Source organism: Arthrobacter sp. D2-10 (assembly GCF_054161285.1).
On record NZ_CP096431.1, the window covers coordinates 2,253,219 to 2,277,707 of the forward strand.

Genomic DNA, 24,489 nt, shown 5'->3' on the forward strand with positions numbered 1-24,489 from the left:
ATGATCCTTCCTGACCCTTTCTCCGCGGAGGTTCCGAAGCATGAACGGTGCAGCCGGCGTCGTCGCGCTGGCTTTTGGGCTCTACGCCGCGAACGCGGCTTTCGGCGCGTCAGTGCGGACCGGGTTGATCAACTCGCAGGGATTCCACTGGATCCATCACGCGCTGTATGTCGCGACCCTCAGCCTCGGCCTCGTTGCGCTGAGTTCCCTGTGGTGGAGTTCCAGCACGGCAGGGTGGTTCCTCATTCCAGCGCTGGTGGCGCTGGTCGCCCTGCCGTACGCCGGGTCGGCTCGACGCCACCCCTACCGGCATATCTGGGCTGCCCTGGTTCCGCTGCCGTTCTATATTCTGAGCCTGATAGTCGCACTCCCAACGTGAACCGCAACCATTAGGACACCCGTGGAATTCCTCGATGTCGTATTCAACCGAAAGACCACGAACGGTCCCTTTCTGTCCGAGCCCGTGAGCACAGAGCACCAGAAGGTTCTGATGCAGGTGGCCGGCGCTGCGCCGTCACAGCTGAACAGCCAGCCATGGCGCTTTGTCCTCGTTGAGGACCAGGACACCATCGGCAAGATTGCAGCCATCAGCGGCGAGAGCATGACGCAGGTCATGGCTGAGGGAACGTTCTTCGAGCGCTACAAGCGCTATTTCCGCTTCAGCGAATCCGAGATGGAGGAGCGGAGGGACGGCATGCTGTTCGACCAGCTTCCGGCGCTGCTCCGCCCATTCACCAGGAAGGTGTTCACTCCGTCCGGTCAGACGCTGATGAACAAGCTCCGCGTCCCCCAGACCCTCGGCGAGGAAAACAGAAAGCTCGTTGCGGGCTCCCCGCTGCTACTGGGCGTCATGCTGGACAGGAGCGAGTATCGACCAGGCGAACTGTCCGGCTTCTATTCCGTCTTCAGCATGGGCGCCGCGATGGAAAATGTATGGCTGACCACCGTGGAGCTCGGGATGGGCATCCAGTTTGTCTCCTTCCCGATGGAAGTTCCGGAGAACTGGAGCCGGGTTGAGGCCATTCTTGGTGTGCCGGACGGTCTTGAGCTGATGGCGGTCTACCGCCTCGGCTACCTTCCCGAGAAGCAGCGCCGGCCTGCTATCGACTGGTCCAGCCGTCAACGCAAGCGACCCTCGCAGTACGTGTTCCGGGACACCTGTGCCACTCCTCAGCAAGGATGGGACTGACGTTCCCGCCATGACGGCCGGAGGTCCCCATACTCCGATGGGAACCCCCGCTGCCTCACCGGAGACTAGCGTGCCGGTCGGGTTCGCAGGTCTCCGCCGTCCTGGAGGAACTCTCCGGTTCTCCGAAGTCCCTGGTTCTGCGTAGCGTCCCGGATCTCGCCCACCAATTGTTCGATAACGTCCTCCAGGAAGAGCACGCCCCGCGCCTGCCCGTCACTGGTCATTACCCGGGCGAGGTGGGAGCCGGTGCGCTGCATTGTTGCCAGCGCGTCCTCGATCTCATCGTCCACGCTCAGGTTGGCCAGAGCCCGCACCTTGTTCTCCGTGATAGGACGCGAGTAGGCGCCTTCCGGCATCGACATGACGTCCTTGAGGTGCATGTAACCCGTGAGGTTGTCGTGTTCATCCACGAGGACAAAACGGGAGAACCCCGTGCGCCCAACGGCTTTTTCGAATTCCTCAGGAGTTGAATCGGTACGAAGCGTAACCAGCTCGTCCAGCGGCACCATGACGGTTCCGGCCGTTTGTCCGGAGAACTCCAGTGCACTGCTGATCAGCCCCGCGTCGTCGTCCACGAGACCATGCCTCGTCGATTCCTGCACAATGGACTGCACTTCTTCGAGCGTAAAGGAGGAAGTGACCTCGTCCTTCGGCTCGATGCGCAGTGCGCGCAAAATATGGTTGGCGGTCCAGTTCAGGGTAGAGATGACGGGATGAACGATGCGCGCCACCATGACGAGCGGCGGCGCGAGGAACAGTGCTGCCTTGTCGGCGACGGATACCGAGATGTTCTTCGGCACCATCTCCCCGAACGTCACGTGCAGGAAGGTTACCAGGGCCAGCGCGATGCCGAATGCGACGCCGTCGGCCAGCGCTTCCGGCAGACCGATCGCCTCGAGCGGGACCACCATCAGGTGGTGAATGGCGGGCTCTGCCACCTGAAGGATCAGCAGGGAGCAGACGGTGATACCGAGTTGCGCACAGGCGAGCATGAGCGAAACGTGTTCCATTGCCCAGAGGGTGGTGCGGGCACGTTTCAGGCCTTGTTCAGCGAGAGGCTCAATTTGGCTTCGACGCGCACTCATGACCGCGAACTCGGCGCCGACGAAAAATGCGTTGCCGACCAGCAGGATGACCAGCCAGAGAATTCCAGCCCAGTCGCTCATCGGGAACCTCCCACTGCAGTTGGGCCGGATCCGGAGTGACCGGCGTCCTCCGGCTCTGCAGGAAGGAAACTAATGCGGTCGATCCTGCGTCCGTCCATACGTTCCACCTCAAGAGTTCCGCCGGACACCTCCACACGGTCACCTGTCTCGGCGATCCGGCCGAGGACGGACATCATGAAGCCGCCGACTGTCTCATAACCGGATTCGTCAGGCACCACAAGGTTGGGAATCTGGTCGCTGACCTCATCCGGCCGCATGATCCCCGGGAAGAACCAGTTGCCGGCCGCACTTTGCAGGACGCCCGGCTTGAGCTTGTCATGCTCGTCGGCAACTTCTCCAACGATCTCCTCCACCAGGTCTTCAAGAGTGACGACCCCTGCCGTTCCACCGTACTCATCCAGCACGACGGCAAGCTGCAGGTTCGCTTCCCGGAGCTCGCTGAGCAGAGAGTCAAGGTGAACAGTCTCGGGGATGCGCAGGACATCGGTCATGATCGTGCCGGCCGGCAGCTCTGCGCGCCTGGATCGCGGCACGGCAACCGCCTTTTTGACGTGCACCACCCCGCGGATGTCATCGGGTGAGTCCCCGATGAGAGGAAAGCGTGAATAGCCCGTCCTGCGTGCAAGATCAACGACGTCGGCTACCGTCTGGTCCGATTCGACGGCTGCCATGCGGATACGGGGCGTCATCACGTCCGCTGCCGTGCGCTCCGAGAAACTGAACGTTCGTGCCAGGAACGTGGCAGTGCCCTGGTCCAGCGTGCCGAGTTCAGCTGACCGTCGGACCAGGGAGGAAAGTTCAGACGGAGTTCGTGCGCCCGAGATCTCCTCCTTCGCTTCGAGCCCGAACAGGTGAAGCACACGATTCGAGAAGCCGTTGAGGAGGACGATGGCGGGCTTGAAGATGGCGGTGAAGATCAGCTGGGGACGCGCCAGCGTCCGGCCGACCTTGAAAGGCAGCGCGATAGCCATGTTCTTCGGCACCAGTTCGCCGATCAGCATCGAAAGCAGGGTTGCCAACACCATGGCGAGGACGAGGGAGACGGATGCACTTGCAGCATCCGGCACACCGAGTGAGGCCAGGGGCGTCTCCAGCAGCCGGCCCACTGAGGGCTCCATGACGTAGCCGGTCAGCAGCGTGGTGAGCGTGATGCCCAACTGGCAGCTGGACAGCTGGGTCGACAGCGACTTCAAACACCTCAGCAGGGGTTCCGCGCGTTTGTCGCCTTCGTCCACCGCTCTCTGCACGTACGTCTGGTCAAGTGCGACCAGTGCGAATTCGACTGCGACGAAAAAGCCCGTGCCGAGGATCAGTAGGAGACCGGCAACCAGATAGAGCCATTCCACTACGCGATCACCGCCAGGGCGGTCAGCGGCGTGGCGGACCTAACGGGCGGGACGGGTTTCGGAGGTTCCGTCGGCTCGGAGGAGTCCTCCGGTTGAGACGGCTCCGAGACGGCGTCACCGCAGACCGCATCGCCGCCGGCGTCCGCACTGGGAAGCCCAGCCCGAGGCGAACCGCCTGTGGCAGTACGCGCGGAAGCTGAGTGATGGGCAAGTGAACGGGGTCTGCCGGCACTGGATGGCTGCGCTGCACATCGGGTCGATGTTGCCTCTCGCTGCGTGCGCGCCATGGGCCGGCCCCTAGAGGAACTGTCCATAAGATCTCCAGTTTACAGCACCCGAAGGGCCGCCGGCGCTTCAAGCCCTGCGGCCGACGCGGTTCTACCAGCTCTGCTGGAGCGGACGACCCTCTTCGTAGCCGGCGGCGGATTGCACGCCGACTATTGCCCGCTCACGGAACTCTGCGAGGGAACGCGCGCCTGCATAGGTCATCGAGCTGCGTACCCCTGCCGTGATCATGTCCAGCAGGTCCTCAACCCCAGGGCGGGCTGGATCGAGGTACATGGTTGAGGTCGAGATGCCCTCCTCGAACAAGCCCTTGCGAGCACGAGCGAATACATCGTCCCGTTGCGTCCGGTTCTGGACGGCGCGGGCGGAAGCCATGCCGAAGCTCTCCTTGTACTGGCGCCCCTGGCCGTCGGTCTGCAAATCGCCGGGACTCTCATAGGTACCCGCAAACCAGGAGCCGATCATGACTTGGCTGGCCCCTGCCGCAAGCGCGAGCGCCACATCCCGCGGATACCGGACGCCGCCGTCTGCCCACACATGTGCGCCGAGCTCGGCCGCAGCCTGTGAGCACTCATAAACAGCCGAGAACTGCGGACGGCCCACCGCCGTCATCATTCGGGTGGTGCACATGGCACCCGGACCCACGCCCACCTTGATGATCGAAGCGCCCGCCTCAACGAGGTCGCGAACGCCGTCTGCGCTCACCACGTTTCCGGCAACCACGGGAACCGACGGATCGAGCGCTGTCACTGCTTTGAGCGCGTCCAGCATCTTGCGCTGGTGGCCATGCGCCGTATCAACAACGAGAACATCCACACCGGCGTCGAGAAGTTCGGCGGCCTTCGCTGCCACGTCGCCGTTGATTCCGACGGCTGCCGCCACCCGCAAACGCCCCTGACTGTCCGTCGCGGGCTGGTAGATGGTGGAGCGAAGCGCGCCCTTGCGAGTGATAACGCCGACGAGCTCACCATCCTGCTGGACTGCTGCCAGCGATACACCGGCGGCGTCCAGTTCCTCGTAAGCCTGCTGGAGGGCCGCGTCCCGGTCAGTCGAGAAACGTGTTGCGTCGAGGATCAGCGGCCGCGTCCGCATCACCGCTTCAAGGGAGGCGAAGCGGTCCACGCCCTCGCAGTCGGCCGCATGGACCACTCCGACGCAGCGGTTGGAGTCATCGACGACCATGACGGCGCCGTGAGCACGCTTATTGATCAGGTGCAGTGCGTCAATGACGGTGTTTGCGGGGTGCAGCTTCAGCGGTGTCTCGAACACCAGGTCGCGCTGCTTCACCCACTGGGTGACTTCGCTGATCACCCGGGTAGGAACGTCCTGCGGCAGTACGGCAAGCCCACCCCGCCGGGCCACGGTTTCCACCATCCGGCGGCCAGTGACGGCGGTCATGTTCGCCACCACTAGGGGGATGGTGGTGCCGGTTCCGTCATCGCTGGACAGGTCGACGTCGAACCGCGAGATGACTTCGGACGCCGACGGCACTAGGAAAACGTCCGAATAAGTGAGGTCGGTTGAGGGCGTGTTGATGAAACGCACGGGTGCTCCTGCAGTCGGTTACACAAGCGAGTGTATGCCGTTTTTGCGACCGATCCGGACCGCTTCTGAACCGGATCGGAACATAAGCGCAAGGAAGCGGTAGAGATTGGCTTGTTGCCTGAAACTGTCATTAGACTGAAGTGCAGGTCAACAGGGTCAGGCGAGCGCCGACGTAACCTTTTTTGGGCCAAGGGCAACTCACGGAAGAGGGCGTATAACAAGTGCCACAACAACCCAACCACCGTCTACCGGAAGAATTCGGCGGAAATGAATGGCTTGTGGATGAGCTCTATGAGCAATTCCGGCAGGACCGGAACTCCGTAGACAAGAAGTGGTGGAGCCTTTTCGAATCCTTCGAGGCTGAGAACACCGGTTCTGACAATGGGCGGCACGCGGCCGGGCGGTCAGCTGGTTCCGAACCCCATCCCCCAACACGGGAGCTTCCCGTCGTCTCAACTGAGCAGAATGCTCCCAAGGCTTCCGGCGAGTCCCCTGCTGCAACCCAGGAAACGGGCACTCCTCCTGTCGCCAAGGAAACCGCGAAGCCGGCGTCTGCGCCAAAGCCCGCCGCGAAGGCGGAACCCAAGACCGAGCCCAAGGCAGAGAAGGCTCCCATCCCGGCCCAGCTCCCGAAGTCGGATCTGAACCCGGAAATGGACGAAGACACCGTCACTGTTCTTCGCGGCCCCGCCAAGGCGATCGCCACGAACATGGATGCCAGCCTGACGGTTCCCACCGCCACCAGCGTTCGCGCTGTTCCTGCGAAGCTGCTGATCGACAACCGCGTGGTCATCAACAACCATCTGGAGCGTGCCCGGGGCGGCAAGGTCTCGTTCACCCACATCATCGGCTACGCGATCATCCGAGCCCTCGCGCAGTTCCCTTCGCAGAACGTGTACTACGACGTGGTCGACGGCAAGCCGGCAGCGGTACAGCCCGCCCACGTGAACTTTGGCCTCGCAATCGACATGCCCAGGCCGGACGGCACGCGCCTCCTGGTCGTGCCAAACATCAAGAAGGCGGAGACACTCAACTTCTCCGAGTTCTGGCATGCCTACGAAGACCTCGTCAAGCGCGCCCGCGCAGGCAAGCTCGGCGCTGACGACTACGCAGGCACCACTGTCTCCCTTACCAACCCCGGCGGCATCGGCACCGTACATTCGGTTCCCCGGCTCTCCAAGGGCCAGGCCTGCATCATCGGAGCGGGAGCCCTCGAGTACCCGGCAGCCTTCCAGGGCGCCAGCGAAAAGACGCTGGCTCAACATGCGATCAGCAAGACCATCACCCTCACCTCCACCTATGATCACCGGGTCATTCAGGGTGCGGGCAGCGGAGAGTTCCTGCGGATTGTGCACCAGCTCCTGCTGGGCGAGCAGAACTTCTACGACGAAATCTTCGAAGCCCTGCGTATCCCCTACGAGCCCGTGCGCTGGAGCGCGGACATCCAGGTTGATCCGATGGACGAGATCAACAAGGTGGCCCGGATCCAGCAGCTCATCCATGCCTACCGGGTACGCGGCCATCTCATGGCGGACACAAACCCGCTGGAGTACGTGCAGCGCAAGCACGCCGACCTCGACGTCCGTACCCACGGCCTGACGCTCTGGGACCTGGACCGCGAATGGCCGACCGGCGGGTTCGGCGGAAAGCCTGCCCTCAAGTTCCGGACCATCCTCGGGGTTCTGCGTGATGCCTATTGCAGGACCACCGGCATCGAGTACATGCATATTCAGGACCCGGAGGAACGGCAATGGTTCCAGGACGAGCTGGAACACCCGTACTCCAAGCCAAGCCGTGAAGAACAACTGCGTATCCTGCACCGGTTGAACGCTGCAGAGGCTTTCGAGACCTTCCTGCAGACCAAGTTCGTCGGGCAGAAGCGGTTCTCGCTGGAAGGCGGCGAGTCGCTTATTCCGCTGCTGGACGCCATCCTTTCGGACGCGGCCGACGACGGACTGGACGAGGTCGCCATCGGCATGGCTCACCGCGGCCGTCTGAATGTACTCACCAACATCGCCGGCAAGACTTACGCCCAGGTCTTCCGCGAGTTCGAAGGTACTCAGGACCCCCGCTCGGTGCAGGGCTCGGGAGATGTGAAGTACCACCTCGGCACTGAAGGCACCTACACCTCCGACAGCGGCAATGAGACGAAGGTCTACCTCGCCGCCAACCCGTCGCACCTCGAGGCGGTCGACTCCGTGCTTGAGGGTATCGTCCGGGCCAAGCAGGACCGCCTGGACCAGGGCGACACTTTCCCGGTCCTCCCGATCCTGGTTCACGGCGACGCGGCCTTCGCCGGTCAGGGTGTCGTGGCGGAAACACTGAATCTCTCCCAGCTGCGCGGGTACCGTACGGGTGGAACAATCCACATCATCGTGAATAACCAGGTCGGGTTCACGACTTCACCGACCGCATCACGGTCCTCGGTGTATTCCACCGACGTGGCGAAGATGGTGCAGGCACCGATCTTCCACGTGAACGGAGATGATCCGGAAGCTGTTGTCCGCGTGGCGCAGCTCGCGTACCAGTTCCGTCAGCGGTTCAACAAGGATGTTGTCATCGACTTGGTCTGCTACCGCAGGCGCGGTCACAATGAGGGCGACGATCCCTCGATGACCCAGCCGATGATGTACAACCTGATCGAAGCCAAGCGCTCGGTTCGCAAGCTGTACACCGAGGCCCTGATTGGGCGCGGTGACATCAGCCAGGAAGAAGCCGAGCAGGCATTGCGCGATTATCAGGAGCGGCTCGAGCGGGTCTTCGCCGAAACGCATGCTGCCCAAACCTCGCCTATTCCGGTGGTGACCAAGGACGCAGCGGCCGTCTCGAATATCGAGCGGCCGATCTCGCAGCGTGCGGACAGCGGCGTGGGAGTCCCGGCGAGCACGGCCATTACCGCCGAGACGCTGGCTCACATCGGCAAGGCGCACCTGAACTTCCCGGAGGGCTTCACAGTCCATCCCAAGCTGAAAGCGCTGCTCGAGAAGCGCGAGCAGATGTCCCGCGAAGGGGGGATCGACTGGGGCTTCGGCGAGATCGCGGCTTTCGGCTCCCTCCTCATGGAAGGCGTGCCGGTGCGGCTTGCCGGGCAGGATTCGCGTCGCGGAACCTTCGTACAGCGCCATGCGGTCTTCCACGACCGCGCCAACGGCACTGAATGGCTGCCGCTTGGCGAGCTGAGTGAGGGACAGGCGAAGTTCTGGATCTACGACTCCCTCCTGTCGGAGTATGCAGCGATGGGCTTCGAGTACGGGTACTCCGTTGAGCGGCCGGACGCGCTGGTGCTTTGGGAGGCGCAGTTCGGCGACTTCGTGAACGGTGCGCAAACCATCATTGATGAGTTCATCTCGTCCGCTGAGCAGAAGTGGGGACAGCGTTCGTCACTGGTACTCATGCTCCCGCATGGTTACGAAGGACAGGGCCCCGACCACTCATCCGCCCGCATCGAGCGTTTCCTGCAGATGTGTGCGGAAGACAACATGGTGGTCGCCAACCCCACCAGCGCTGCATCACACTTCCATTTGCTGCGGAGGCAGGCCTACAGCCGCCCGCGTAAGCCGCTCATCATCTTCACGCCGAAGCAATTGTTGCGCCTCAAGGCGGCAGCAAGCAGCGTCGAAGACTTCACGCAGGGTAGCTTCAAGCCGGTAATCGAAGACAGCGCTGGCCTCAACCCGGCGGATGTCACACGTGTCCTCCTGGTATCCGGCCGTCTCTACTACGATCTCGCGGCCGCGCGCCAGAAGGCGAATGACACCTCAACCGCAATCCTGCGCGTGGAGCAGCTTGCACCGCTTCCGGTCGAAGAAATCAAGGCCGCCGTCGCAGCGTACCCGAACGCTGAATTGGTCTGGGCACAGGATGAACCGGCCAATCAGGGACCCTGGCCATTCATTGGCCTCAACCTCCCTGAGCATCTGGATCGCCCGCTTCGCCTGGCATCCCGTCCGGCCTCGGCCTCGACGGCAACCGGATCGGCGAAGCACCACGCTGTGGAGCAGGAAATTCTCATCAAGAAGGCATTCGACCGCGGCTAAGCGAGCCTGAAGCCCGAACGTACAATGGGCAGGGTCTGTTGGGGACCCTGCCCATTGGCGTTTCCCGGACCAGTTGGGCGCCCTGTTGCCCTATCGAGAACCGACCACGACCAGCAAACCCGAGGTGATAAGTGGAACAGCGCAGAATAAGGCTTGCCGCAGTGGGAGACGAACTCCTTGCGGGTCTGGGTGATCCCCGTGCTCTGGGATGGATTGGCCGTGTCCTGGCGCGTACCACCCCGGACAATGCCACGCTCGAAGCGTTCAGCCTGGCAGCCCCCGGTGAGGGTACCGAAGCGCTCGCTGCGCGCTGGCTGGAGGAAGCTGGTCGGAGGTTCTCGGCTCACACGGAGAACCGGCTGGTCATCGCGCTCTCCGATCGCGACCTCGATCTCGATATCTCTACCGCGCGCAGTCGCTTGAACCTTGCCAACATTCTCGACGGTGCAGCGCAAATGAGCATCAAAGTTCTGGTTGTCGGGCCGCCGCCCGGACTGGATGCTGACCGTAACCGCCGTCTCGCCGATCTCTCCGCGGCCTTCGCGGACGTAACCACGCGCCGCAAACACGTCTTCGTGGATACATTCACTCCCCTGCACGCGCATGAACAGTGGCGCTCCGATCTGGCGGCGAACGGCGGCGGCCCCGGTCAGGCGGGCTATGGGCTCATGGCGTGGCTGGTTCTGCACCGAGGCTGGTTCCAGTGGCTGGAGATTCCAGCGCCGCTCTGACGGCACTTCTAAGAAAAAGTGCCCAGCTGCCTTGCCTGGACCTGAAGACGCGATATATCGTGTTGTTAACGCGATATATCGCGTTTCTCCTCCATCCATACCTCAGGAGCAGCCATGCAGCAGGACCGTTGGGAGATCGGAACTCCTCAGACCCTTGAGTTCGATGACGTGCTGTCCGTGAAGGCGGGCATCATCGCCGGGCGCATTGACATCCTGGTGCATGATGAGCCGACAACCAGGGTGGAGGTCTCCGACGTCAAGGGGCAGCCCATCGACGTCCGTCTGAACGGGGGCGCGCTGGAAATCTCGCACCTCAGCGGGTCGTCCCGGAGTTGGCTGGGAGTCACGAGCCAGGTAATTCTGGGCAAGCCGAAGGAAGCCGCCGTCATCAGCATCGCGGTACCCGAAGGAACCTCTGTTGCGCTGAGGACTGTCAGCGGCGACGGACTGGCGTGCGGTACGCGGGACACATCCATCGACACCGTGTCCGGTTCCATCATGGCCGATGACACCTCCGGAAGGCTGACGGTCAATACCGTCAGCGGGGAGGCCATCGTGCGCCATCACTCCGGGCATTTGGTGATCAAGACCGTTTCGGGTGAGGTCACAGCCTCGGGCTACTGCGAAAGCATCCGCACCAATAGCGTCAGCGGGGCGGTCACCCTGGACCTCCTGGGAGAGCCCCGAAACCTGGCCGCGCGAACCGTTTCCGGTGACCTGGTCGTACGGCTGTCGCAGACGCTCGGAGTCGACGTCGCGGCCTCCACCGTTTCGGGGTCCCTCTCCGTGGACAACCGAAAATTCACCGGTCACGGGAAAAATACGTTCATCGAGCCGGGCTCCTCCGGCTCCACCCTGACGGTGCGGGCCAACTCTGTTTCGGGTGATGTGGCGATCTTCCATCGTTCCCCGGACGCACCCGCCGATCAGGGTACCGGCGAAGCACAGGACAGGGGGCACTAGTGCCCCCTGTCTTCGCCCACGGCGCTCTGCGTCTCTATCTTTTGGCACTCCTTGAGGACGGCCCCAAACATGGATACGAGATAATCCGGGCCCTTGAAGACCGGTTCGGTGGGACCTACTCCCCCAGCGCAGGCACTATCTACCCGCGGCTGGCCAAGCTGGAGGCGGAGCGCTTGGTGTCAACCCAGGCACAGGGGCGTCGAACCACCTACCTGATTACCGAAGAAGGGCGCCGCGAACTAACGGAACGGCGCGGGGAGCTTGCTGACATCGAGGAGGACATCTCCGCGTCAATACGCCGGCTCGCAGATGGCCTGCGGCAGGAGATCCGGGCAAACATGCGCGGCCTTCGGGCGGACCTCGCGGCGTCGGCCGAAAGTGCGCGCCGGTCCGGACGGCAGGCGGCCGCGGACGCCAGCCGTTCCGACCAGCGGCGATCGCTGAAGGAACTTGAGCTGATCGTCAACCAGTTCCGGGACGACGTTCGCATGGAGCTGCGGAGACACGCCGCCGAGACCGAGCAGGGAATCAGCGACGCCGTCGCCGAAACTGTGGTGACAGTCCTACGCCAGGCACAGGCATCAATCCGGGCGTCGCTCTCATCGAAACAGCGGCCGTAGCCGTCCCCCTCGGAAAGTCGCGGTTCAGTTCCCGTGGTTGAAAATGACCTTTCCGAAAACCTCACCCTTGGCCATCCGTTCGAATCCGGTCCGCGCGTCCTCCAGCGGGTACACGGAATCGATGATGGGTCGCACGCCAGTGACGGCAAGAAACTCCGCCAGTCGCTGGAGCTCATCGCGGGAGCCCATCGTTGAACCCAGTACCCGCAGCTGGAGGAAGAAAACGCGGTTGAGGTCCGCCGACGGACTCGGTCCGCTTGTCGCGCCACAGGTGACGACGGCGCCACCGGGCTTGAGTGCCTTCAACGAATGCGCCCAGGTCGCTTCCCCGACCGAATCGAAAACGACGTCAACGCGCTCCGGAAGGCGAGCACCGGCGTCGAACGCGTCTTGCGCTCCCAACTTCAGGGCCAGCTCACGTTTAGCCTCGCTGCGGCTGGTCACCCACACACGGTAGCCCGCCGCGCCGGCGAGCAGGATGAGCGCGGTGGAGACCCCTCCCCCCGCGCCCTGCACCAGAACGGTGGAGCCCGGAGCGGCCGGCGACGTCGTGAACAGCATCCGGTATGCGGTGAGCCAGGACGTCGGTAAGCACGCTGCTTCCTCAAAGCTCAGACCGGACGGTTTGGGTACCAGATTACGTGCCGGCACCCAGACGTAATCGGCCATCGTGCCTGGATGGAGTTCTGAGAGGAGCGAGCGGCGGGGATCCAGCGTCTCGTCGCCCTGCCAGTCGGGAGAAGAGATGACGCTGTGGATGAGGACTTCATTACCGTCGTCGTCCACTCCGGCGCCGTCACAGCCCAGGATCATCGGCAGCTTGTCCTGTCCGAGGCCCACTCCCCGCAATGACCACAGATCGTGGTGGTTCAGAGCGGACGCCCGGACACGCACCCTGCGGAATTCTCCGGGATGCTTCGGTTCGGGAAGCTCTCCCACCCTCAACCCGTCAAGCGGGGACTGGGCGGACAGGGACTCTGCGTACACTGCGCGCATCGGCGCTCCTTTGCTCCGGGGTCGCTCGGATCATTCCGTTCCATCCTAGGCACCGGTGCGAGCAGGTAGCCGCCGACTGCCCCGGCCGTTTAGGTTCAGTGCGTCCGGGTGTGGGAGACTGGAGGGCAGTCCGGACCCATGTGGTCGATCGGCAAAAGCCCTATAGGCAACGTAAGGAGGCAGCCATGAGCAAGCGTGCACGCAAGCGCCGTGATCGCAAGCGCGGCGGCGCTAACCACGGTAAGCGCCCCAACACCTGACATCACAGTCAAAGCAAACAGAAGAACCCCCGTACTCGTACGGGGGTTCTTCTGTTTGTATGGGGCTGGCCATCAACAGAGCGCAGATGACGCTAGTGGTCGACGGTCTTGATCTGGCTGATCCGGTCCAGAATGTTCGACTTCAGTTTCGCAGGCGCGACCTCTGTGCAGGAGCGCTTCACTACAGACCGGATGAGGCACTCAAGATCGTGTTCCTGGGCGCACTCCGGGCAATCCTCAAGGTGGTCCTTGATTTCGACCAGGTCAGCGTGCGAGAGAGCCCCGTCAAGGTACTCATACAGCCGCTCGATGCGTGAGTCGTCGCAGTCGCCAAGGCTGTGGCAGTCGCTCATTTTCCGTTCTCCTGTGTAGTTCCACCATCTCCGGTGGAAGCGCGTGCCGAACCGCCCATTCCGCGCTCGTGCGCGTACTCGGACAGCAGGTCCCTGAGGAGCTTGCGTCCGCGGTGCAGCCGTGACATCACGGTGCCGATGGGGGTGTTCATGATTTCCGAGATTTCCTTGTACGCGAAACCCTCGACGTCCGAGAAGTAGACCGCCAGGCGGAACTCCTCCGGAATTGCCTGCAAAGCTTGCTTCACGTCCGAGTCAGGGAGGTGATCGAGTGCTTCAACCTCAGCCGACCGCAGCCCTGACGAGGTATGCTCGGCTGCCTTCGCGAGCTGCCAGTCCTCGATGGTGTCCGAATTCGACTGCAGGGGTTCCCGCTGCCGCTTGCGATACAGGTTGATGTACGTGTTCGTGAGAATCCGGTACAGCCAGGCCTTCAGGTTGGTTCCCGGCTTGTACTGATGGAAGGCGGAGAAAGCCTTGGTGTAGGCCTCCTGCACCAGATCTTCCGCGTCAGCGGGGTTACGAGCCATTCTCATGGCAGCCGAATACAGCTGGTCCACGTACTGCATGGCGTCCCGCTCGAACCGCGCCGTCCGTTCCGCAACGGACTCGGTGGACAGATCCAGTTCCTCATCTTCGGTCGGGGTGGGTCCCGCCGCTGCTGTGGTATTCATTGCTGCAAAGTCTACGCGCCCGACAGTCTGACGGCGCGGCGCCGGCCGTGCCGGTGCGTCCACCTGGATAAGCGGAAAATGGTCCCGTACCGATGTCGCTGTACCCATCTGCTCCTCGTATCGTCTGCTGCCTCATCCGGGCTTCCCTATCGCTAACCAGAAGCCGGGGTGGGATATTCCGTCGCAGGCCCCGGGACTGGATCGCCTCGTTGCGCCAAAGGTGCAAAACTAGACTCATCCATCCACGGTTGTAACTGACTTTGTTCGCATGAGTAGATCCGGTGCCCTTGATGGTGCTGGAAGCCAGGAGGCATTGTGACCCTTGTTCGTGTATTCGCCCGCCCATTGCTTGCCAGCAGCTTCGTTCTGACGGGCCTTGACCGGCTCCGGAACACCGACGCCGCGGCCACCGCCCTCCGTCCCACGCTGAACCGCATCACGAAGATGGTGCCCTCCGCCGCATCGGTGGCGAGCGACGAACAGCGCGTAGCGAAGGTACTCGGCGCCGCACATATCGGTGCTGCCGTGCTGCTGGGAATCGGGCGTTTCTCCCGGCTTTCGGCGGTCATACTGGTCGGTACGTCCACCCTCAATGCCGTCGTCGAGTTCAACAATGCCGACTCCTCCACAGCGAAGGCGCGCAAGGACCGGCGCAATCAGCTCCTCAAGAACATCTCCCTGATCGGTGCCGTGCTGCTTGCAGCGGTGGACACCAACGGCCGTCCGAGCTGGGCCTGGCGCGCGGAACACTTCGCCGAAGATGCCCGTCGTAACGCCCTGGCGCTCACTCACGACACCAAGAAGGGCATCAGGAAGGCCGAGAAGGCTGTGCGCAAGACCGCCTCGGAAGTCACGGGCAGCTAAGGGGAATGAACGCGCTGTCCGCTGCACCATCGGCCACGTCATTCTGGCCTGCACCCCACGCACAAGGTCCCGTCGATGCAACCGTTGAGGTCCCCGGCTCAAAGTCGTTGACCAACAGGTACCTCATACTCGCTGCGCTTGCCGACGGACCAAGCCGGCTGCGCGCTCCCCTGCATTCGCGGGACTCGCAACTGATGGTCGATGCGCTGCGGTCGCTCGGTGCCGGTGTCGAGGAGGTCGACGGTGACGGCAGTTTCGGGCCGGACCTTCTTGTCACCCCCATCCCCGATGGGGCGTCGGGCGATGCAAGCGTTGATTGCGGACTGGCAGGCACGGTCATGCGCTTTGTGCCCCCGCTGGCTGCGCTCCGTCACGGCCGGACTGCCTTCGACGGCGATCCCCACGCCCGTCGCCGTCCGATGGGTGCCGTGATCAGCGCGCTCCGGGGCCTCGGTGTCCAGCTTGAGAATGACGACGACGCCCTCCCGTTCACCGTCGTCGGCTCCGGCGCGGTTGAGGGCGGGCCGCTGGTTATTGACGCGAGCGCTTCGTCGCAGTTTGTTTCGGCACTGCTTCTCGTCGGCGCCCGGTTCACCAACGGCCTTCACCTGCAGCATTCGGGCGCGAAGGTTCCGAGCCTGGACCACATCGCCATGACGGTTCGGGTGCTGCGTGAGGCCGGCGTCACCGTGGATGACTCCGTCCCAAATTCCTGGCGTGTGGAGCCTGGAGTCATCGGCGCATTCGACGTACGGATCGAACCCGATCTCTCCAACGCCGGGCCATTCCTTGCGGCCGCGGTCGCAACCGGGGGCACCGTCCGCATGCCGCACTGGCCGCGAGACACCACGCAGGTCGGCGAGAAATGGCGGACCATCCTTCCGATGCTGGGCGCGGAGGTCGAGCTGACCGACGATTCCACCCTCGTGGTCCGCGGATCAGGAGTGGTCAGCGGCGCTGAACTGGCTGACACGAGCGAGCTGGCACCCACCGTCGCGGCACTGTGCGCTTTGGCCCAGTCACCGTCCTTACTGACGGGCATCGCCCACCTGCGCGGGCATGAAACTGACCGGCTGGCAGCGCTGGTCGCCGAGATCACGCGTCTGGGTGGTGACGCGGAAGAGACCGAAGACGGCCTGATCATCCGTCCGGCCGCACTCCACGGCGGCCGTTTCCAGACCTATGATGACCACCGCATGGCCACCGCTGGAGCGATCCTGGGTCTTGCCGTTGAGGGCGTTGAGGTCGAGAACATCGCAACGACCGGGAAGACCATGCCGCAGTTCCCTGCCCTTTGGGAAGCACTGACGGCCACGGCCGAATCGAGCGGCTCGCGGTGACACCAGCCGGTTCCCGGCGCGGGACCTCCTCCTGGGATGAGTCGGACGTACGCATCAGGCCGAACAAGAAGGGCTCCCGTCCGCGCACCAAAGACCGCCCGGCCCACGACGATGCAGTGACAGGACGCATCATCACGGTCGACCGCGGTCGGTATACAGCCATAGTGGACGAGGACACCGAGGCGGAGCGGGTGGTCATCGCTGCCCGTGCACGCGAACTCCGCCGCTCCCCCGTCGTGGCCGGGGACCTTGTCTCCCTCGTGGGAGACGTCAGCGGCGAGCCGGACACCCTGGCCCGTCTGGTGCGGATACAGGATCGTCTGACTCTCCTGCGCCGCAGCGCCGATGACACCGACCCGGTGGAACGCGCGGTGGTTGCTAATGCTGAACAGCTGGTGATCGTAGTGGCGGCCGCCAACCCGGAACCCCGCACCGGTTTCATCGACCGCGCCATGGTCGCCGCGTACGACGCCGGCATCCAGCCGCTGCTCTGCGTCACCAAGGCGGATCTGAAGGATCCTGCGGAACTGCTGGCCAATTACGAGCACCTTGACCTGCCGATCATCACCAGCCAGACCGCGTCCACCCCCGATGCCGTGGCAACAACCTCGGCCAGCGGCACATCCGCCCTCTTGGCGCCCGGTGCGGTGGCACATTTGAAGGGTCTTCTGGACGGTAGGGTGAGCGTGCTTCTGGGCCACTCGGGCGTGGGCAAGTCAACGCTCGTCAATGCCCTTACTGGAGCGAATCGTGCAACCGGCGGCGTGAACGCGGTGACCGGCCGCGGACGCCACACCTCATCTTCGGCGTACGCGCTGAAAGCCGCCGATTCGGCCCCCGGAACCTGGATCATCGACACGCCCGGGATACGCTCTTTCGGCCTCGCCCACGTCGACGCCGACCGCATCCTTGCTGCATTCCCTGACCTCGCACCCGGAACGGGAGAATGTGAACGAGGGTGCAGGCACGACGACTCTGCGGTCAATTGCGGACTGGACGGATGGGTTGATTCCGGGGCAGCCGGAGAGTCCGGCCCCGTACGCCTTGCTTCCCTGCGGCGGCTTCTCGGCGCCGGCATTGAACCCGCCCAGGGAACCAAGGAATTGGGCCTGCAATAAGAAATGCGTTTACAGCGGCCCAATGCCTGCTAGACTGATGGAAGTTGTTGTGTTGCGCACGAATGTTAAGCCTTGATTTCTCTACGGAGTTCGAAAGCTTTTTTTGCAGGCGAAATGAACACCGCGACGGGAACCCCGAAGTACGGGGGGATCCTCACACTCAAGGAATAAAAAAATGGCAACAGGTACAGTCAAGTGGTTCAACGCTGAAAAGGGCTTTGGATTCATCGCTCCTGATGACGGCGGCGCTGACGTCTTCGCTCACTTCTCCGCAATCAACTCCGGCGGCTTCCGCTCGCTCGAGGAGAACCAGAAGGTCAGCTTCGAGACCACCCAGGGCCCCAAGGGCCCCCAGGCTGAGAACATCTCCGTTCTCTAAGTCTTAGAGCTTCCAGGAAAGGCGCACCGGCCAATCGGCCGGTGCGCCTTTCTTTCGTTTAAGATCGTGGTTCTGAAAGTCGTCCATGTCCACGCCAGCGCGCCAGTTCCGGCCTGGCGCATCTGGAAGCCCTGACCATATAGGTTGAAGGGTATGAACCTCCAGAGCTACAACGATGACCTCCGCCTTGCCCATGTGATGGCCGACTCCGTGGACGACCAGACCATGTCGAGGTTCAAGGCACAGGATCTGGCGGTTGAAACCAAGCCTGACTTCACTCCGGTCACGGATGCCGACAAGTCGGCCGAAGAAGCTATCCGCGGACAATTGTCGCGAGCCCGCCCCCGCGACGCCGTTCTCGGTGAGGAATTCGGAAGCAGCGGCGCCGGCTCCCGGCGATGGATCATCGACCCGATCGACGGCACCAAGAACTTCGTCCGAGGGGTTCCGGTGTGGGCCACCCTCATCGCCCTCGTTGATGAGGGTCGTCCGGTTGTCGGCGTCGTCAGCGCTCCTGCCCTGGGCAAGCGCTGGTGGGCGGCGACCGGAACCGGTGCGTTCATGGGCAAGTCGCTTGCCGCGGCAACCCGCCTGCGGGTTTCGAGCGTTTCCCGGCTGGAGGACGCCTCCCTCTCCTATTCCAGCCTCACCGGGTGGAAGGAACGCGGGAACTTAGACGAGTTTATGTCGCTCACCGACTCGGTCTGGCGTACCCGCGCTTATGGCGACTTCTGGTCGTACTGTCTGGTCGCGGAGGGTGCAGTGGACATCGCATGCGAACCGGAATTGAATCTGTACGACATGGCTGCGTTGGTGCCCATTGTTACGGAGGCCGGCGGGCGGTTCACATCACTCGAAGGTGCTGACGGCCCCTTCGGCGGGAACGCACTGGCTACCAACAGCATTCTGCACAACGATGTGCTGAAGATGCTCAACCCCTCGCTGGACGATCTCCTGCAGAAAGGCGCCGGCGCCTGACAACGCCGCGTAACAAAATCCGCATCTTATTCGGGACTGCCCTATTCTGAACTACTAGGTCACGAGTGCCAGCGCTAAACCCCGGTTTGCTGGCCGGCAACCCTCCTTCCGCGGTGGGGTGCCCCGGGTGACGACCAGGCCGTCCAGAAAATTGGTTCGGCAAGCGCGGGGCCAACCTCGGTGGAGCCCCATGAGAATTTGTGGGGTAAATTCCTGTGACCAATGCACTTCTCGAAGACGTTGATGGGCTGACCACTGCACCACTTGCTGCAGTTCTCGGCGCAGAACTGCAGGCACCGGTGATTGACGGCGCGACGGTTCGCTACGTCAACCTGGATTACGCAGCATCTACGCCCGCGCTTCAGTCGGTAAATGACTATGTGCAGCGCGTTCTTCCCTACTACGCGAGCGTTCATCGGGGTGCCGGATACGCTTCGCAGATTTCAACGTCTCTGTATGAGAACGCTCGGAGAACGGTCAGGACCTTCGTCGGTGGCCGAGAAGACGACGCGGTCATCTTCACCCGCAACACCACGGATTCCCTCAATCTCCTGGCGGGCTGCGTACCGGTGGACGGGGAGGTTCTTTACCTCGACCTGGAACACCACGCCAACCTCCTCCCCTGGTTCGACCGCCCTCACCGCGGAATCGTCGCAGCAGAGACCATCGAAGGAACGCTGACTGCGTTGGAGGAAGAACTGGAGTCCGGCCGTGTGAGTCTCCTCGCCGTGACGGGCGCCTCGAACGTCACCGGGGAGATCCTACCGATCGACCGGCTCGCCCGTGTGGCGCATGAGCACGGGGCGCGCATCGTCGTCGACGCCGCCCAGTTGGCCCCGCACCGGCGGCTGGACCTGGTCAGGGATGGCATCGACTACGTCGTTTTCTCCGGTCACAAGCTGTACGCCCCTTTCGGAGCCGGTGTGCTGGTTGGGAGGCCTGACTGGCTCGACGCCGGGACGCCGCACCTCGCCGGTGGCGGAGCTGTGAAAACGGTGAAGGTTGATTCGGTGGCCTGGACAACCGGCCCAGCCCGGCATGAGGGCGGCTCCCCGAATGTCCTCGGCGCGGCAGCGCTCGCGCATGCGACAGAAGTCCTCGCGGCTCTCGATGCGGATGAATGGCTCGCGCACGAGTCGGCTCTCCGGAACGCTCTGATTGAAGGGCTTGCCGCCCTGTCCGGCGTGACGGTGCACCGTATCTTCTCGGACAGCACCGATGCGATAGGAGTGGTGAACTTCTCAGTTCACGGTTACGACGCCGGCCTCGTCGCCGCATATCTTTCCGCTGAGCATGGCGTGGGGCTTCGCGACGGGAAGTTCTGCGCGCACCCGTTGCTGAAGCGTCTCGGCCTGCCCTCCGGATCACTCCGCGCCAGCTTCGGCCTGGGCTCCCGGCACGACGACGTCGACAGGCTGCTTGCAGGCCTCGCTACGCTGATCAGGAACGGGTTGGGAACGGACTACGTGGTTGACGCCGGACGCTGGGTGCCTGCAGTGGAGACACGGGCCTTCCCCGACTGGGCTCCACATACGCCCGGAACGGCCGGGGCTGCCCCCTGCACCACCGACTGACATTCGCGAGCGGGACCGGGACTGCCGACGGATGATTTAATTGACGGGTTCTGTAGCCGTCCGGCTGTACCCGTCAATCCAGGAGTTGCCGTCATGGGCGTTGGAGGTCCGCGCCTCGCCGCGCACCGCCGTCGTGAGATGGCGCGGGGCTACCTGCAGGACAGTGAACGCTATGACCGTGTCCGTCCCGGCTACCCTGCTGCATCCGTGGATTGGTTGGTGCCGGCGGGGACACAACGCGTCGCAGACGTCGGCGCGGGAACCGGTAAGTTCACACGGGAGCTGGCGCTGCGCTGCCCGGACGTGACCGCAGTCGATCCCTCTGACGACATGCTTTCAATCCTCGCCCAGCACCTTCCCGATGTCAGAAGGATTCAGGGCACTGCGGAGGCGACCGGACTCGATACCGCGAGCGTCGACCTTGTCACCATCGCGCAGGCGTGGCACTGGTGCGATCCTGTTGCCGCGAGCGCCGAGTCTGCGCGCATCCTCATCCCGGGTGGTAGTTTCGCTCTGGTCTGGAACCAGCTGGATGTGAGCATGCCCTGGGTGCACCGGCTCTCGAGGATCATGCACGCTGGCGATGTCTTCAAACCCAGCTATCGCCCTGCCCTCGGCCCCGGATTCTCGGTACCGGAATCGAAGGTAGTCGGCTGGGCGCAGTCCATTCGGGTTCCGGACATCGTGGAACTCGGCCGGTCCCGCAGCTATTACCAGAACGCTTCTCCCGGTGTCCGTGCGAAGGTCGAGTCGAACCTGCGCTGGTATCTTCACGACCACCTCGGCCACGAGGCCGACGCCGTGCTGCCGCTCCCGTATCTGACCTACTGCTGGCGGGCCACTCGCCTCTAGTCTTGCCCTGAGTCGTCAGAGGTTTCCGATTCGGTATCTGCGCCCTCAGCCGGGTCCTGCGAGTGTATCCCCGTATCAGCAGGATCCTGGGAGGGCTTCCCCTCCGCCGGCTGTTCGGTGTGCTGGCGCGGCTCTTCTTCATACTGCGATTCGTTGCTCATCCCTCATACCCTCCGTGTGTGCTGATCCTGAAGTTGTGTGTCGATCCTGAAGACGTTCCGTGCCTCATAGTTGGTGTCTAACGGTCGGTCCAGCCGACACCTTCGGCGTAGCTTGCAATCAGTGTGCCGGCACCCATCTGGTCTGAGTTGTCACCATCTTCATACAGTTTCGCTTCTGACGCCTTGCTGTGCGCAATGATTTCCTCGGCAGCCTTTCTAGCCTCCTCCGCCGACGAGCCGAAGACACCGCTTCGGATGGGAAGCGCGCCCGCTGTGACTACGGGCGCGTCAGTTTCAGTGAGTGGAACTGTGTAACCCGATTCCTCGTCGCTGACTGGCATCTCAAACTTCTCATCGGCAGCGGCCGACACGGTGTACTCAACATAAAAAGCCATGGTGCCACCTTGCACCGCGGGGCGCGTCGCTGTCGAGGGGGCGCCCCGCGGGCGGTGGCGAAAACACTCGCTCAGCGCTATGGTTTCGGTATGCCGAAATTCTTGGTTACGGCTTTCCTAATGATCGCCGTTCTTCTGCTCTCGGGCTGTACTGGACCGCGGGTGGAACGAACCGGAGCCGGCGAGGATCCGCGGCCGGTCGTCCTGACTACGTTCTCGGTGCTCGCCGACCTTACCCGCACGGTGGCCGGCAATCACGTGCGCGTGGAATCAATCACCAAGGTCGGGACGGAGATCCACGGCTACGAACCCACACCATCCGACCTCATCAGTGCGCAGCAGGCCGATCTGATCCTCGACAACGGGCTGGGCCTTGAGCGCTGGTTCGAGCGGTTCGTTGTGTCCGTGGATGCGCCGCATGTCGTATTGTCCGAGGGCGTTGATCCTGTCGATATCCGTTCCGGCGATTACCAGGGTTTGCCTAACCCGCACGCGTGGATGTCGCCGAAGACAGCGCAGATTTACGTCAACAACATAGTCGCCGCTCTCTCAGACCTCGATCCCTCCCACACAGCGGACTACGAAGCGAACGGCGACATGCTGAAGCAGGAGCTTCAGAACCTGCTTGCCGAACTGCAGTCGGCTTTTGAGACCGGTACGGCAACACCCGCCCTGGTCACCTGCGAAGGCGCCTTCTCCTATCTCGCCCGCGACGCCGGATTGGAGGAAGCCTTCATATGGCCGGTCAATTCCGACAATGAGGGTACTCCACGCCAGATCAAGGACGTCATCTCCTTTGTCGAGGAGCACGATGTTCCGACCGTCTTCTGCGAGTCCACGGTGAACCCGTCGGCGCAGCAGCAGGTGGCCCGGAGCACCGGCGCCGCGTTGGCCGGACCGCTGTACGTAGACTCCCTCTCCGAGGCCGACGGCCCTGTGCCAACCTTCCTTGACCTCCTACGGCACGACATCAATCTCATCGTCGAAGGATTGGCCCCATGACCCTTTCACATGCGGCGGGCGCTACCCAGCCAGCAATCGCCGTCGAGCACCTCAGTGTCCACTACGGCGATGTCACTGCCCTCGACAGCGTGAGCTTCACCCTTGGTCGTGCCCAGGTCTGCGGCCTGATCGGGGTGAACGGCTCTGGGAAGTCGACGCTGTTCAAGTGCCTGATGGGGCTGGTCACCGCGCAGCACGGTTCTCTGTCGCTTTTCGGCCAGACGTCCTCCGCCGCAAGGAAAGGCAGATTGGTCGCCTATGTTCCACAGTCCGAGGACGTGGACTGGAACTTCCCCGTGTCCGTCGGCGACGTCGTCATGATGGGCCGCTACGCGCACATGGGCCCGCTGAGGCATCCCACGCGTGCCGACCGCTCCGCCGTGGAGGATGCACTGCAGCGGGTAGGCCTCACCGAACTGCGCAATCGCCAGATCGGCGAACTGTCCGGCGGTCAAAAGAAGAGGGCTTTCGTTGCGCGCGGCATCGCTCAGGACGCGCAACTCCTCCTCCTCGATGAACCCTTCGCCGGTGTCGACAAGAGTAGTGAGGCCACCATCGTCGAGCTCCTTCACGAACTGAAGAGTGAGGGCCGGACTGTGCTCATCTCCACCCATGACCTCGCGGGCCTACCCCGCCTCTGTGACCGCGCCATCCTCCTTCATCAGCGAATCCTTGCCGAGGGTACGCCCAGTGATGTGCTCACCCATGCCAATCTGGCGAGAGCCTTCGGCGCGGCCGGCACTTCGTCCGTCACTACTCCTACCGCTCCGGGAGCATAAATGGACCCGTTGACCTTTCTGCTCGAGCCGCTTCAGTACGGATTCCTGACCCGCGCACTGCTCGTGACCCTTGCGGCCGCCGTCGTCGCGTCCGTCCTCTCGTGCTGGCTCATCCTGATGGGCTGGTCGCTCATGGGCGACGCCGTCTCCCATGCTGTGCTGCCCGGCGTCGCCCTGGCCTACATAGTCGGTGTTCCGTTTTCCATTGGCGCCTTTATCTTCGGCGCCGGAGCGGTTGCCCTCATCGGAGCAGTCAAGTCGACCACAAAGTTGAAGTCGGACACGGTGATCGGCGTGGTGTTCACGGCACTGTTCGCCGTGGGCCTGGCCATCATCTCGCGAACGCCGTCCCAGGTGGATCTCATGCATATCCTCTTCGGCAACGTTCTTGGAGTCACAGACGGTGAACTCTGGCAGGTGCTGGTCCTCGGTGCGCTGACCCTCGCGATCGTACTGGTCAAGCGGCGGGATCTCACGCTGCTCGCGTTCGACCGGACTCATGCCCACGTCATTGGGCTCAACACCAAAGCGCTGGGCGCGCTGCTCCTGGGGCTGCTTGCGCTCAGTGTCGTGGTAGGACTACAGGCCGTCGGAATCATCCTCGTGGTGGCAATGCTCATCACCCCCGGCGCGACGGCGTTCCTGCTGTCACGCAGCTTCGACCGCATGCTGATCCTCGCCGTCGTGATCACCACCACGGCCGCCGTCGCGGGGGTCTACGCCAGCTACTACCTCGACCTTTCCACCGGGGCGTCCGTGGTACTGGCGCAGGCGGTTGCCTTCGCTGTCGCGTACTTCGCAGCACCGCGCACCGGACTCATCCATCAGCTGAGGCAACGACGACGGCGGCGCGCCGGCTCCGCTGCTGGAACGGCCGGCTGA

The 24,489-nt window shown here is 63.2% G+C and carries 25 protein-coding genes and 1 riboswitch; of the genes, 17 read left to right on the top strand and 8 right to left on the bottom strand.

Features of this window, described 5'->3' with window-relative positions; translation table 11 throughout:
- Positions 1-40: 40 nt before the first annotated feature.
- Positions 41-379, top strand: a complete 339-nt coding sequence (locus tag M1D74_RS10505) for a hypothetical protein (RefSeq protein ID WP_458115279.1) — start codon at positions 41-43, stop codon at positions 377-379.
- Positions 380-400: 21 nt separating this feature from the next.
- Positions 401-1,189 carry a nitroreductase family protein gene (locus tag M1D74_RS10510; protein ID WP_309070764.1) on the top strand — a complete coding sequence of 263 codons (789 nt, stop codon included), beginning with the start codon at positions 401-403 and terminating at the stop codon, positions 1,187-1,189.
- 65 nt (positions 1,190-1,254) lie between these two features.
- Here the strand turns inward: M1D74_RS10510 and M1D74_RS10515 are convergent, their stop codons facing one another.
- The 3 genes from M1D74_RS10515 to guaB1 all read right to left on the bottom strand — a co-directional run bounded on the left by M1D74_RS10515 (position 1,255) and on the right by guaB1 (position 5,531).
- Entirely contained in the window at positions 1,255-2,355 is a 1,101-nt protein-coding gene (locus M1D74_RS10515) for a hemolysin family protein (RefSeq protein WP_309070763.1), read from the bottom strand.
- The gene (locus M1D74_RS10520; protein WP_309070762.1) at positions 2,352-3,701 is read right to left on the bottom strand and encodes a hemolysin family protein; all 1,350 of its coding nucleotides are present in this window, start codon (positions 3,699-3,701) and stop codon (positions 2,352-2,354) included. The genes M1D74_RS10515 and M1D74_RS10520 overlap by 4 nt, the downstream gene beginning before the upstream one ends.
- 378 nt (positions 3,702-4,079) lie before the next feature.
- Complete coding sequence (gene guaB1, locus M1D74_RS10525; RefSeq protein WP_309070761.1) at positions 4,080-5,531, bottom strand: GMP reductase; 1,452 nt, start codon at positions 5,529-5,531, stop codon at positions 4,080-4,082.
- 221 nt (positions 5,532-5,752) lie between these two features.
- Between guaB1 and M1D74_RS10530 the strand changes: the two genes are divergently transcribed.
- The 4 genes from M1D74_RS10530 to M1D74_RS10545 all read left to right on the top strand — a co-directional run bounded on the left by M1D74_RS10530 (position 5,753) and on the right by M1D74_RS10545 (position 11,882).
- Positions 5,753-9,568, top strand: a complete 3,816-nt coding sequence (locus M1D74_RS10530) for a multifunctional oxoglutarate decarboxylase/oxoglutarate dehydrogenase thiamine pyrophosphate-binding subunit/dihydrolipoyllysine-residue succinyltransferase subunit (RefSeq protein WP_458115280.1) — start codon at positions 5,753-5,755, stop codon at positions 9,566-9,568.
- Positions 9,569-9,699: 131 nt separating this feature from the next.
- On the top strand, positions 9,700-10,299 hold the full coding sequence (locus M1D74_RS10535) for a GDSL-type esterase/lipase family protein (RefSeq protein ID WP_458115281.1): 600 nt from the start codon (positions 9,700-9,702) through the stop codon (positions 10,297-10,299).
- Positions 10,300-10,413: 114 nt separating this feature from the next.
- On the top strand, positions 10,414-11,262 hold the full coding sequence (locus tag M1D74_RS10540) for a DUF4097 family beta strand repeat-containing protein (protein WP_458115282.1): 849 nt from the start codon (positions 10,414-10,416) through the stop codon (positions 11,260-11,262).
- Positions 11,262-11,882 carry a PadR family transcriptional regulator gene (locus M1D74_RS10545; RefSeq protein WP_458115283.1) on the top strand — a complete coding sequence of 207 codons (621 nt, stop codon included), beginning with the start codon at positions 11,262-11,264 and terminating at the stop codon, positions 11,880-11,882. Before M1D74_RS10540 ends, M1D74_RS10545 begins: the two co-directional genes overlap by 1 nt.
- 24 nt (positions 11,883-11,906) lie before the next feature.
- On the opposite strand, the gene M1D74_RS10550 is transcribed toward M1D74_RS10545, so the two are convergent.
- Complete coding sequence (locus M1D74_RS10550) at positions 11,907-12,878, bottom strand: zinc-binding dehydrogenase (RefSeq protein ID WP_309123746.1); 972 nt, start codon at positions 12,876-12,878, stop codon at positions 11,907-11,909.
- 185 nt (positions 12,879-13,063) lie between these two features.
- Between M1D74_RS10550 and M1D74_RS10555 the strand changes: the two genes are divergently transcribed.
- Positions 13,064-13,138 carry a 50S ribosomal protein bL37 gene (locus tag M1D74_RS10555; RefSeq protein WP_369299106.1) on the top strand — a complete coding sequence of 25 codons (75 nt, stop codon included), beginning with the start codon at positions 13,064-13,066 and terminating at the stop codon, positions 13,136-13,138.
- A gap of 92 nt (positions 13,139-13,230) precedes the next feature.
- Here the strand turns inward: M1D74_RS10555 and rsrA are convergent, their stop codons facing one another.
- Both rsrA and M1D74_RS10565 read right to left on the bottom strand, forming a co-directional pair.
- On the bottom strand, positions 13,231-13,491 hold the full coding sequence (gene rsrA, locus M1D74_RS10560) for a mycothiol system anti-sigma-R factor (RefSeq protein WP_309070755.1): 261 nt from the start codon (positions 13,489-13,491) through the stop codon (positions 13,231-13,233).
- Entirely contained in the window at positions 13,488-14,273 is a 786-nt protein-coding gene (locus tag M1D74_RS10565) for a sigma-70 family RNA polymerase sigma factor (protein WP_375164386.1), read from the bottom strand. Before M1D74_RS10565 ends, rsrA begins: the two co-directional genes overlap by 4 nt.
- A gap of 207 nt (positions 14,274-14,480) precedes the next feature.
- Between M1D74_RS10565 and M1D74_RS10570 the strand changes: the two genes are divergently transcribed.
- From M1D74_RS10570 to M1D74_RS10600, 7 genes are all read left to right on the top strand, one after another.
- Positions 14,481-15,029, top strand: a complete 549-nt coding sequence (locus tag M1D74_RS10570; RefSeq protein ID WP_458115284.1) for a DoxX family protein — start codon at positions 14,481-14,483, stop codon at positions 15,027-15,029.
- A gap of 5 nt (positions 15,030-15,034) precedes the next feature.
- Entirely contained in the window at positions 15,035-16,369 is a 1,335-nt protein-coding gene (aroA, locus tag M1D74_RS10575) for a 3-phosphoshikimate 1-carboxyvinyltransferase (protein ID WP_458115285.1), read from the top strand.
- Complete coding sequence (rsgA, locus tag M1D74_RS10580; RefSeq protein WP_458115286.1) at positions 16,366-17,487, top strand: ribosome small subunit-dependent GTPase A; 1,122 nt, start codon at positions 16,366-16,368, stop codon at positions 17,485-17,487. Before aroA ends, rsgA begins: the two co-directional genes overlap by 4 nt.
- 175 nt (positions 17,488-17,662) lie before the next feature.
- Entirely contained in the window at positions 17,663-17,866 is a 204-nt protein-coding gene (locus tag M1D74_RS10585) for a cold-shock protein (RefSeq protein ID WP_026545912.1), read from the top strand.
- 153 nt (positions 17,867-18,019) lie between these two features.
- The gene (hisN, locus tag M1D74_RS10590) at positions 18,020-18,844 is read left to right on the top strand and encodes a histidinol-phosphatase (RefSeq protein WP_458115287.1); all 825 of its coding nucleotides are present in this window, start codon (positions 18,020-18,022) and stop codon (positions 18,842-18,844) included.
- Positions 18,845-18,901: 57 nt separating this feature from the next.
- A riboswitch (SAM riboswitch) is annotated at positions 18,902-19,016 on the top strand.
- Positions 19,017-19,059: 43 nt separating this feature from the next.
- Complete coding sequence (locus M1D74_RS10595) at positions 19,060-20,418, top strand: aminotransferase class V-fold PLP-dependent enzyme (RefSeq protein ID WP_458115288.1); 1,359 nt, start codon at positions 19,060-19,062, stop codon at positions 20,416-20,418.
- 93 nt (positions 20,419-20,511) lie between these two features.
- Positions 20,512-21,270, top strand: coding sequence for a class I SAM-dependent methyltransferase (locus M1D74_RS10600; RefSeq protein ID WP_458115289.1), 759 nt, complete (start codon positions 20,512-20,514; stop codon positions 21,268-21,270).
- Here M1D74_RS10600 and M1D74_RS10605 read toward each other — a convergent pair.
- Entirely contained in the window at positions 21,267-21,431 is a 165-nt protein-coding gene (locus M1D74_RS10605; protein ID WP_309070747.1) for a hypothetical protein, read from the bottom strand. The genes M1D74_RS10600 and M1D74_RS10605 overlap by 4 nt on opposite strands.
- Positions 21,432-21,508: 77 nt before the next feature.
- Complete coding sequence (locus M1D74_RS10610) at positions 21,509-21,826, bottom strand: hypothetical protein (RefSeq protein ID WP_309070746.1); 318 nt, start codon at positions 21,824-21,826, stop codon at positions 21,509-21,511.
- A gap of 120 nt (positions 21,827-21,946) precedes the next feature.
- Here M1D74_RS10610 and M1D74_RS10615 point away from each other — a divergent pair, with 120 nt between their 5' ends.
- Genes M1D74_RS10615 through M1D74_RS10625 form a run of 3 tightly spaced genes read left to right on the top strand, consistent with a single transcriptional unit; the run spans position 21,947 to position 24,489 of the window.
- Positions 21,947-22,828 (top strand): metal ABC transporter substrate-binding protein, encoded by an 882-nt coding sequence (locus tag M1D74_RS10615; protein WP_458115290.1) that lies wholly within the window; start codon positions 21,947-21,949, stop codon positions 22,826-22,828.
- Positions 22,825-23,607 (top strand): metal ABC transporter ATP-binding protein, encoded by a 783-nt coding sequence (locus M1D74_RS10620; protein WP_458115291.1) that lies wholly within the window; start codon positions 22,825-22,827, stop codon positions 23,605-23,607. The genes M1D74_RS10615 and M1D74_RS10620 overlap by 4 nt, the downstream gene beginning before the upstream one ends.
- Complete coding sequence (locus M1D74_RS10625) at positions 23,608-24,489, top strand: metal ABC transporter permease (RefSeq protein ID WP_458115292.1); 882 nt, start codon at positions 23,608-23,610, stop codon at positions 24,487-24,489.